We start from the raw sequence: 3314 nt of genomic DNA on the forward strand, positions 1-3314 counted from the left end.
GTAGGTTTGGACGTGTCTAAAGAAAAAATTGCAGTGGCGATTGCAGACGAGGGACGGGACCCCGCACGGTATCACGGAGCGATTGCCCATACGCCAGATGCTGTAGGACGACTCATTCGGAAACTGAAAAGCCCGGAGGTTACTCTTGAAGTCTGCTATGAGGCGGGACCCACCGGGTATGATTTGTATCGCTGGCTGACCAAGATGGGAATTTCCTGCACGGTCATCGCCCCCTCACGTATTCCTCAGCGTTCAGGCGATGCCATTAAAACCGACCGGCGGGATGCAGAGCGGCTCGCTCAGCTCCACCGTGCGGGAGAATTGACGGCCATTCATGTACCCACTCCGGAACTCGAGGCTCTTCGGGATCTCATCCGAGCCCGGGAGAATGCTCGGGAAGAACTGCACCGGGCCCGGCAGCACCTCGTTCATTTTCTGTTACGGCACCAGATCCACACCCCGGAAGGGATGAAAAAACGCTGGACGAAACGATACCGGCTGTGGCTCTCTACCTTGACGTTTGAGCATACCGCGCAAGAACGGGTATTCACCGAGATGCAACAACAGTTGCGGGAGGTGGAGGAGCGCATTAAACGGCTAGAGGAGGCCATGCGGAAAGAAGCCGAAATCTGCCCGTACGCCTCTGTGATTCAAGCGCTCCAGGGTGAACGAAAGGCAGCCCCTGTTCGCACACCTTAGGTTAAAATGGGAGTAAGGACAACCATTTCAGAGCTAAATGCGAAAGGAGCTGTTACTATGAAGAATACCATAAAATACGTAGGTTTGGACGTGTCTAAAGAAAAAATTGCAGTGGCGATTGCAGACGAGGGACGGGACCCCGCACGGTATCACGGAGCGATTGCCCATACGCCAGATGCTGTAGGACGACTCATTCGGAAACTGAAAAGCCCGGAGGTTACTCTTGAAGTCTGCTATGAGGCGGGACCCACCGGGTATGATTTGTATCGCTGGCTGACCAAGATGGGAATTTCCTGCACGGTCATCGCCCCCTCACGTATTCCTCAGCGTTCAGGCGATGCCATTAAAACCGACCGGCGGGATGCAGAGCGGCTCGCTCAGCTCCACCGTGCGGGAGAATTGACGGCCATTCATGTACCCACTCCGGAACTCGAGGCTCTTCGGGATCTCATCCGAGCCCGGGAGAATGCTCGGGAAGAACTGCACCGGGCCCGGCAGCACCTCGTTCATTTTCTGTTACGGCACCAGATCCACACCCCGGAAGGGATGAAAAAACGCTGGACGAAACGATACCGGCTGTGGCTCTCTACCTTGACGTTTGAGCATACCGCGCAAGAACGGGTATTCACCGAGATGCAACAACAGTTGCGGGAGGTGGAGGAGCGCATTAAACGGCTAGAGGAGGCCATGCGGAAAGAAGCCGAAATCTGCCCGTACGCCTCTGTGATTCAAGCGCTCCAGGGTCTTCGGGGGATTGCCCTGCTCACGGCCATGACGCTCGTCGTTGAAATCGGGAATTTTGAGCGGTTCCGTTCGCCTGCGCAGCTGATGAGTTACCTGGGACTGGTTCCGCGGGAATCTTCTACAGGACCCAAGACAAGACGGGGCCGTCTGACTAAAACAGGAAATGCCTCCGTAAGGCGTGCTTTGGTGGAATCGGCCTGGAGTTACCGTTACCGTCCGGCGGTCAAAGGCGATTTAGAAAAGCGGTTAGAAGGGCAAAGTGCTCATGTCCAGGAAACGTCATGGAAGGCGCAGGAGAGATTGCACAAAAAATATGTGCAGATGGTCAAACGGGGAAAACACCGAAACTTGGTGATTGCAGCGGTGGGACGGGAGTTAGTCGGATTCATTTGGTGTATTGCGGTGAAAGCAGAAGCACAAATGGCCTAGTGTAGAACAACGGAAGCCAGTCCCCAAAGGGTTGAATCCTTGGGGCATGGAGACAAAGAGAAAGGTTCGAGGAGAATCCACGAAATCCAACTGCACAAAACCCGGGTGGGTTTGACGTGCGACAATAGTTTAGGGAAGCTCCTTCGACGTAGGCCTAACATGTGGAACCAACCCACGGATAGCAGTGTGCCAGCCGACGACTCGCATTTTGTCTCTATGCCCAAGGGATTGAAAAAGCCTTGGTTAAAAGGGGAAGGAACAGGGGAATTGACAAATTCGTTCATAGCAGTTGGATAAACGTCGGGAACCCGCACGGTATCACGGGGCAATTTCCCATACTCCCGATGCCGTAGGACGACTTATTCGGAAACTTCAAGGCTCGGATGTGACTCTCGAAGTGTGCTATGAGGCGGGACCCACCGGGTATGATTTATATCGCTGGCTGACAAAGATGGGAATTTCCTGCACTGTCATCGCCCCCTCACGCATTCCTCTGCGTCCTGGCGATGCCATCAAAACAGACCGGCGGGATGCGGAACGGTTGGCCCAGCTCCACCGCGCGGGAGAATTGACAGCCATCCATGTGCCGACTCTGGAACTCGAGGCTCTTCGGGATCTTATACGGGCACGGGAGGATGCCCGGGAAGAGTTGCACCGAGCCCGGCAACGACTGATTCATTTTCTGTTACGGCACCAGATCCACACCCCGGAAGGGATGAAAAAACGCTGGACGAAAAGATATCGGCTGTGGCTCTCTACCTTGACGTTTGAGCGTACCGCGCAAGGACGGGTATTCACGGAGATGCTACAGCAGTTGCGGGAGGTGGAGGAGCGCATCAAACGGCTCGAGGAGGCCATGCGGGAAGAAGCAGAAATCTGCCCGTATGCCCCTGTGATTCGAGCGCTCCAGGGCCTTCGGGGGATTGCGTTGCTCACAGCCATGACGCTCGTCGTTGAAATCGGGAATTTTGAGCGGTTTCGTTCGCCTGCGCAGCTCATGAGTTATCTGGGGCTGGTTCCGCGCGAATCTTCTTCGGGACCCACGACGAAACGGGGCCGTCTGACCAAAACCGGAAATGCCGCCGTAAGACGTGCCCTAGTGGAATCCGCCTGGAGTTACCGTCACCGTCCGGCGGTCAAAGGCGATTTAGAAAAGCGGTTAGAAGGGCAAAGTGCTCATGTCCAGGAAACGTCATGGAAGGCGCAGGAGAGATTGCACAAAAAATATGTGCAGATGGTCAAACGGGGAAAACACCGAAACTTGGTGATTGCAGCGGTGGGACGGGAGTTAGTCGGATTCATTTGGTGTATTGCGGTGAAAGCAGAAGCACAAATGGCCTAGTGTAGAACAACGGAAGCCAGTCCCCAAAGGGTTGAATCCTTGGGGCATGGAGACAAAGAGAAAGGTTCGAGGAGAATCCACGAAATCCAACTGCACAAAA

3 protein-coding genes are annotated in these 3314 nt (G+C 54.7%); all 3 read left to right on the forward strand.

From position 1 onward, the window contains the following. The coding region (locus tag QW71_RS36305; protein ID WP_152679954.1) for an IS110 family transposase at positions 1 to 699 on the forward strand (699 nt) is incomplete at its 5' end. 57 nt (positions 700 to 756) lie between these two features. Beyond that, a complete protein-coding gene (locus tag QW71_RS36310) occupies positions 757 to 1872 on the forward strand; it encodes an IS110 family transposase (RefSeq protein WP_039311112.1) in 1116 nt (371 codons plus the stop codon). A 289-nt stretch (positions 1873 to 2161) separates the two neighbouring features. Beyond that, a complete protein-coding gene (locus QW71_RS36315) occupies positions 2162 to 3214 on the forward strand; it encodes an IS110 family transposase (protein ID WP_047014175.1) in 1053 nt (350 codons plus the stop codon). Positions 3215 to 3314 lie beyond the last annotated feature (100 nt).

Source organism: Paenibacillus sp. IHB B 3415 (genome assembly GCF_000802655.2).
GTDB classification, from domain to species: Bacteria; Bacillota; Bacilli; order Paenibacillales; family Paenibacillaceae; genus Paenibacillus_AQ; species Paenibacillus_AQ phytohabitans.